This window comes from Promicromonospora citrea (genome assembly GCF_013004695.1).
Taxonomy (GTDB): Bacteria; Actinomycetota; Actinomycetes; order Actinomycetales; family Cellulomonadaceae; genus Promicromonospora; species Promicromonospora citrea.
In genome coordinates, this window is sequence record NZ_JABEMG010000189.1 from 1 (window position 1) to 6,254 (window position 6,254).

Sequence of the window (6,254 nt, forward strand, 5' to 3'; positions counted from 1 at the left end):
GTGACCGTGCCGCCGCGCCTCGTCGGCGCCGATCTCGGCCGAACCGAGCCCCCACCGGGCGTGCAGGTCCAGCATCCGGCGCAGCGCGGCACGGTCGTCGGCGTCGTAGGCGACCGCGAGGGTCCCGGACGTGTCGAGACCGACGGCGCCGGACGCCAGGCCTGCGGCCGCCTCCAGCTCCCGCGCGTACGCGGGCCACAGCGCGACCGACGCCGTGCCGAGGCGCGCGTGGGCCTCCTCGCCGAACCCCGCCTCCATGACGGGCGCGAGCATCCCGGCCGCCGCGTGGGTGGCGCCGTCGCCGGGCGCCGGGTCGAGGACGACGACGTCGGCCCCCGCACACCGCGCACGCCAGGCCGCCGTCAGGCCGACGATCCCCGCGCCGACGACCACCACGTCGTGGGTGGACGCACTCATCTGCTGCTCCCTTCGCTGGCATGACCCAGATCAGGTTCGACGGTCGGCGCCCTGCGCCCTCTCAGCCCCGTGCGGGGCTCCCGTGCACGCGCCCACCCTAACCCGGGTCACCGACACGCCGGCACGCCCGCCTACACTCGCGGCGTGGATGCCACCAGCGACCCGCGGGCCCGTCTCGCCGACGCCCGCCTGTACCTGTGCACGGACGCCCGCGAGGAGACCGGCGACCTGGAGCCGTTCCTGCACGCGGTCCTCGGCGGCGGCGTCGACGTCGTCCAGCTCCGGGACAAGACGCTCGACGCCGCGCGCGAGCTCGAGCTGCAGGAGCTCGTGGGCCGCGTGGCGGCCGAGCACGGCGCGCTGTGGGCGGTCAACGACCGGGCCGACGTCGCGCGGCTGACGGACGCGCCGGTCGTGCACATGGGCCAGGGCGACCTGCCGCCCGGCGCGGTGCGGGAGCTGCTCGGCGACCGGCCGGTGCTCGGCCGGTCCACGCACGGGCTCGACCAGGCGCTGGCGGCGGAGGCCGACCCGCGGGTGGACTACTTCTGCGTCGGGCCGCTGTGGGCCACGCCGACCAAGCCGGGCCGCGCCGCCGTCGGGCTCGACCTGCTGCGCGACGTCGCGGCGCGGGAGCCGTCGACGCCGTGGTTCGCGATCGGCGGCGTCGACGAGGAGCGGCTCGACGCGGTGCTGGAGGCCGGGGCGCGGCGCATCGTCGTGGTGCGCGCGATCACGCGGGCCGACGACCCCGGCGCGGCCGCAGCCCGGCTGCGCCGGCGGGTCGCCGCGGTGTGACTTTGCTGGGACGACCCGGACATCTTTGACACGATGCGGCCATGACCCCGTCGAAGAGCATGCAGGTGCACGTCGCGGCCGAGCCGTGGGAGGACGAGGACGGCGTGCGGCTGCGCGACGCCATGCGGGCGGAGCTCGCGGCCCGCTACGACATCCCCGACCAGGAGACCGAGCCGCCGACGGCCGAGACCGTCACCGTCTTCCTCGTGGCGCGCGACGAGGCGGGGACCGCCGTCGGCTGCGGCGCCCTGCAGACGCTCGACGCCGGCACGGCAGAGGTCAAGCGGATGTACGTCGCGCCGGAGGCACGCGGGACGGGCGCGGCGACGGCGGTCCTGCGGGCGCTCGAGGAGCAGGCGCGCGCCCGCGGTGCGGCCACGCTGGTGCTCGCGACGGGCGACCGGCAGCCCGACGCGATCCGCTTCTACGAGCGCGAGGGGTACGAGCCGACGGACGGCTACGGTCCGTACGTCGGACAGCCGATGGCGCGCTGCTTCCGCCTGCGGCTCGCGGCGGCGTGACCCTGCCGTCAGGCATCCGTCAGGTCGCCTGAGCCGACGGCTGGCCCCGTCTGCGGCCACGATGGACGCGTGGTCGAGAACTGGTGGGCACGCCGCGGTCCGGTGACGCTGGTCGCCGCCTGGGTCCTGTCCGTCCCCGTGCTGGCGCTGGTCGCCGCCGTGCTGCGCGCGCGCCCCGACGTGCGGCTGCTCACCGGGGCCGAGCCGTTCGTCGGCCACTGGGCGGTCCGCACGGGGCCCGGCCTCGTCGTCGTGCTGGCGCTGCTGGTCGCGGTCGTGCGGTACGGGCCCGGGCTCGCGGCCCGGCTCCCCTGGCGCGGCCTGCTGCCCGCCGCCGGGGCGGGCGCCGCCGCGTGGGCCGTCGCGCTGGCCACGACGACCTCGTGGGACGACCTCACGGCGCCGGCCCGCGGGCGGCACGAGTACCTCGCCGTGGTGCCCGACGTGCTCGCCGACCCGCGTGGGTTCCTCGACGCGTTCCTCGACCCGGCGACCGTGCTCCCGACCCACGTCGCCGGGCACCCGCCCGGCCTCGTGCTGCTCCTGGCCGCGCTCGACCGAGCCGGGCTGGGCGGGGCGGGCTGGGCGACGGCGCTCTTCGTGCTCGCCGGCGCGTCGACGGTGCCCGCCGTGCTGGTCACCCTGCGCGCGCTGGGCGCGCCCGAGGCCACGGTGCGCTCGGTCGCGCCCGCCCTGGTGCTCGCCCCGGCCGCGCTGTGGGTGGCGACGTCCGCCGACGCGTTCTTCGCGGGCGTGCTCGCCTGGGGCGTCGCGCTGCTCGCGCTCGCCTCCGCGCCGGGTGCCCGCGGGCGGTGGGCGTACGCCGCCGGGGCGGGTCTGCTGCTCGGCGCGTGCCCCCTGCTGTCGTACGGCCTGCTGCACATGGGCCTGGTCGCGCTCGCGCCGCTGGCCCTGACCCGCCGCGCCGGCCCGACCCTCGTCGCGGGCCTCGTCGCCGTGGGGGTCGTCGTCGCGGCCGGCCTGTCCGGGTTCTGGCTCTGGGACGGGATCGCCGTGACGCACGAGGCGTGGGCGCCGACCGGCGCGGCACGCCCCTACCTGTACTTCGCGTTCGTCGACCTCGCCGTGCTCGGCGCGATCATCGGCCCCGCCGCCGTGGGCGGCCTCGCGCGCCTGGGCCGGGCGGACGCCGCGACCCGCACCGTCGTGGTCCTCGCGCTGGCCGCTGCCGCCGCCGGCGTGCTGCTGGGCTTCGAGCGCGGCGAGGTCGAGCGCATCTGGCTGCCGCTCGCGTACTGGGTCGTGCCCGCGGTCGCGGGCCTGCGTCCGGCCGCCCGGTCCGCCGCCCCTGCCGTCCCGTCGTCCTGGCTGTGGGCCCAGGGCGGCGCGGCCGTCCTGCTCGAGACGATCCTGGAGTCGCCATGGTGAACCGTCCGATCCGCCTGCGCGCGCCGGAACCCGAGGACTTCCGCTCCCCGCTGCACGACGAACGCGTCGTCGCACGGGTCGGCGCCTACCTCGGCGTGGCCGTGCTGCTCCTGTTCCTCACCGGCCTGGTCTCCCACCTGCACCAGCACCCGGTGGCGTGGCTGCCGTTCGGGCCCGAGCCCGCGTGGGCGTACCGCGTCACGCAGGGCGTGCACGTCGCCGTCGGGTTCGCGACCCTGCCGCTGGTGCTGGCCAAGCTCTACGCCGTCTACCCGCGGCTGTTCGTGCGGCCGCCGCTGACCGGGTGGCGGCACGCCCTGGAGCGCGGGTCGGTCGGCGTGCTCGTGGCCGCGACCGTGTTCCAGGTCGTCACGGGCATCCTCAACGTGTTCAAGCTGTACGTGTTCGGTTTCGGCTTCACGAGCGTGCACTGGGCGACGGCGTGGCTCGTGCTGGGCGCCGCGCTCGTGCACGTGGGGGTCAAGCTGCCGGTGGTGGTGCGGGCCCTCACCGGCCCCGGCCACGGCCTGGCGACGCCGGACGAGCCGACCGCGGGGCCGACGCGCCGCGGGTTCCTCGGGTCGATCGCCGTCGCGACGCTCGCCGTCACGGCGCTGACCGTGGGCCAGACGGTGACCCCGCTGCGCGCCCTCGCGCTGCTCGCGCCCCGCGACCCGTACGACGGCCCGCAGGACCTCGCGGTGAACAAGACCGCGCGCGGGGCGCACGTCGAGGAGGCCGCGACCGACCCGGGCTGGGCGCTCGAGCTGGTGGGTCCCGCGGGCACGCAGCGGCTCAGCCGGGCCGACCTGCTCGCCCTGCCCCGCCACGAGGCCGTGCTGCCGATCGCGTGTGTCGAGGGCTGGAGCGCGTCCGCACGGTGGAGCGGGGTGCGCGTGCGGGACCTCGCGCTGCTGAGCGGTGGACGTGCCGACGACCCCGTGCACGTCGTCAGCCTGCAGGAACCGGGCACCTCGTACGCGGAGTCCGACCTGCCGGGCTCGTACGTCGCGCACGACGACACGTTGCTGGCGCTCACGCTCAACGGCGCGGACCTCGACCTCGACCACGGGTTCCCGGCACGGATCATCGCGCCGAACCGGCCCGGGGTGCTGCAGACCAAGTGGGTAGGACGACTCGTGGTGGGAGGTGCGGCGGCATGACCGGCCGGACGATGACGTGGGCCCGCCGGACGCTCGTCGCGGCGGGCGTCGGAGCCATGGCGTGGTGGGCGGTGCTCGCGCTCACGGCCGTGCCGCCGCGGTGGTGGCTGTCGTGGGGCGTGTGGCTGGCGGGCTCGGTGGCGGCGCACGACGCCCTGCTCGCCCCGCTGGTGATCGCCCTCGGGTGGGTGGCGCTCGTGTGGCTCCCCGCCCGGCGGCGCCGCGACGAGGGCGGTGTCCCGACCGTGCCGGTGCCCGCCGCCGTGGTGCTGCGCGGCGGGGTGCTGGTCCTGGGCACCCTCCTGCTGGTCTGGGCGGCGGCGAGCTGGAGCCCGTTGTCCTGAGCGTGTGTCGCCGGCGGTGCGCGTCAGCGCGCGCCCGCCGGCGTCCGCAGCGCCATCATCACGCGGTCCCCGAGCTCCCAGACCTGGTCGACGGCGAGCCCGAGCTCGGCGCTCAGCACCCGCAGCACGCGGCTGCCCGCGCGCGCCCACGGCATGGGGTGGGAGCGTCTGCCGTCGTCGGCGTGCAGCACGAGCGGACCGGTGACGTCCGTGTCGGGGTCGGGGTCCGCCTCGACGAGCAGCAGCCCACCGGGCCGCGCCAGCTCGCGGCACCGCCGCAGGAGGGCCAGGGGGTCGCCGCCGATGCCGATGTTCCCGTCGGCCAGCAGCACCGTGCCCCACCGCCCCTCGCCCGGCACGGGACCCTCGACGGCGCGCAGCAGCGCCACGGCGCCGCGCTCACGTGCCCGGCGCACCGCCGCGCGGGACACGTCGATGCCGAGCGCGGGCACACCGCGTGCCGCCAGCGCCGCCGCGAACCGGCCCGGGCCGCAGCCCACGTCCAGCACGGGACCCTCGCACAGGGCGACGATCGCGTCGTCCACCGCGTCCTGCTCGGCTGTCCACGCCTCGACGTCGACCGGGCCCGTGTGCACGGGCCCGGTTCGCGGCAGGTGCACCGCGGTGACCGGCGAGCCCCCGAGCGCCGCCTCGAACAGGACGACGGGGCTGACGAGGCGCTCGGCCTCGGCGGTCATCCACGGGCTCCCGTGCCCGAGAGCCGGCGGGCGACCTCGGCCCACCGGCGGGCGAACCGGGTCCCGGGCGCCGCGGCCGCGACCGCCGCGGCGTCCGGCACGGTGTCGACGTCACGCAGCGGCGGCAGCAGCCCGACCCGCAGGCCCGCCTCCCGCAGCCGCGCGAGCTGCGCGGCCCCGGTCACCGGCTCGGACATCGGCACCCCGTGGAACAGCGCGGGGTCCGGCCTGCGCAGGCCCACCGCCCAGTACCCGCCGTCGTCGGCGAGGCCGAGCAGCGCGTCGTGCCCCGCGAAGTCGACGGCCCGCAGGTGCGGGGCGAGCTGCGGGGTGTCCATGCCGACGAGGAGGGCGGGGCCGGAGGTGTCCGCGTCGTCCGGAGCGAGGACCGCGTCGAAGGCGGCGGCGATCCTGCGGTCCAGCCCGCCGGAGGCCTGCGGCACGACCGTGAACCCCGGGGGCAGCCACGGCCCCGGTGCGCCGTCGAGGGCGAGCACGGGGCGCACGCCGGGCAGGGCGGCGACGGCCTCGAGCGTGTCCGCGAGCGCCGCCTCGGCGAGTGCCGCGGCCTCGGTCGCGGTGAGCTCGCCGACGAGCCGGGTCTTGACGCGGCCGGGCACGGGCTCCTTGGCGAGGACCACGACGGTGCGGGGTGGCTGGGGGCCGGTCACGACGCCAGCACCTTCGACATGTCCTGGACGGCGTGCCAGGCGCCGAGCGGGGTGCCGGTGACCTTCGAGCGGCCGCGGCGCGCGAGGTAGGGCACGTCGACCTCGGCGACGCGCCAGCCGGCGTCGGCCGCCGCGACGAGGGTCTCCAGGGGGTAGCCACTGCGCCGGTCGCGCAGGCCGAGCGCGACCAGCGGTGCGCGGCGCGCGGCCCGCATGGGGCCGACGTCGTGGACGCGCACCCCGGTGCGGCGGC

At 77.7% G+C, this 6,254-nt stretch carries 8 protein-coding genes, 1 pseudogene and 1 riboswitch; of the genes and pseudogenes, 5 read left to right on the forward strand and 4 right to left on the reverse strand.

What is annotated here, in order from left to right; all coding sequences use genetic code 11:
- A partial coding sequence (locus HLB15_RS21700) for an FAD-dependent oxidoreductase (RefSeq protein ID WP_171108582.1) occupies positions 1-417 on the reverse strand: 417 nt, incomplete at its 3' end.
- A riboswitch (TPP riboswitch) is annotated at positions 408-511 on the reverse strand. It overlaps the preceding gene by 10 nt.
- 50 nt (positions 512-561) lie before the next feature.
- On the opposite strand from HLB15_RS21700, the gene thiE reads away from it, so the two are divergent.
- From thiE to HLB15_RS21725, 5 genes are all read left to right on the forward strand, one after another.
- Positions 562-1,215, forward strand: a complete 654-nt coding sequence (gene thiE / locus HLB15_RS21705) for a thiamine phosphate synthase (protein ID WP_171108584.1) — start codon at positions 562-564, stop codon at positions 1,213-1,215.
- A 41-nt stretch (positions 1,216-1,256) separates the two neighbouring features.
- On the forward strand, positions 1,257-1,736 hold the full coding sequence (locus HLB15_RS21710; protein ID WP_229785457.1) for a GNAT family N-acetyltransferase: 480 nt from the start codon (positions 1,257-1,259) through the stop codon (positions 1,734-1,736).
- Positions 1,737-1,805: 69 nt separating this feature from the next.
- The gene (locus HLB15_RS21715) at positions 1,806-3,125 is read left to right on the forward strand and encodes a hypothetical protein (protein WP_171108586.1); all 1,320 of its coding nucleotides are present in this window, start codon (positions 1,806-1,808) and stop codon (positions 3,123-3,125) included.
- A complete protein-coding gene (locus tag HLB15_RS21720; protein ID WP_212760212.1) occupies positions 3,122-4,288 on the forward strand; it encodes a molybdopterin-dependent oxidoreductase in 1,167 nt (388 codons plus the stop codon). The genes HLB15_RS21715 and HLB15_RS21720 overlap by 4 nt, the downstream gene beginning before the upstream one ends.
- Positions 4,285-4,632 carry a hypothetical protein gene (locus HLB15_RS21725; protein ID WP_171108590.1) on the forward strand — a complete coding sequence of 116 codons (348 nt, stop codon included), beginning with the start codon at positions 4,285-4,287 and terminating at the stop codon, positions 4,630-4,632. Before HLB15_RS21720 ends, HLB15_RS21725 begins: the two co-directional genes overlap by 4 nt.
- A gap of 23 nt (positions 4,633-4,655) precedes the next feature.
- On the opposite strand, the gene HLB15_RS21730 is transcribed toward HLB15_RS21725, so the two are convergent.
- From HLB15_RS21730 to HLB15_RS21740, 3 genes and pseudogenes are all read right to left on the reverse strand, one after another.
- On the reverse strand, positions 4,656-5,330 hold the full coding sequence (locus tag HLB15_RS21730) for a class I SAM-dependent methyltransferase (protein WP_171108592.1): 675 nt from the start codon (positions 5,328-5,330) through the stop codon (positions 4,656-4,658).
- Positions 5,327-6,001, reverse strand: a complete 675-nt coding sequence (locus HLB15_RS21735; protein WP_171108594.1) for a TIGR04282 family arsenosugar biosynthesis glycosyltransferase — start codon at positions 5,999-6,001, stop codon at positions 5,327-5,329. The genes HLB15_RS21730 and HLB15_RS21735 overlap by 4 nt, the downstream gene beginning before the upstream one ends.
- Positions 5,998-6,254 (reverse strand): annotated as a pseudogene (locus HLB15_RS21740) (glycosyltransferase); the annotation flags it as partial. The gene HLB15_RS21735 and the pseudogene HLB15_RS21740, both read right to left, overlap by 4 nt.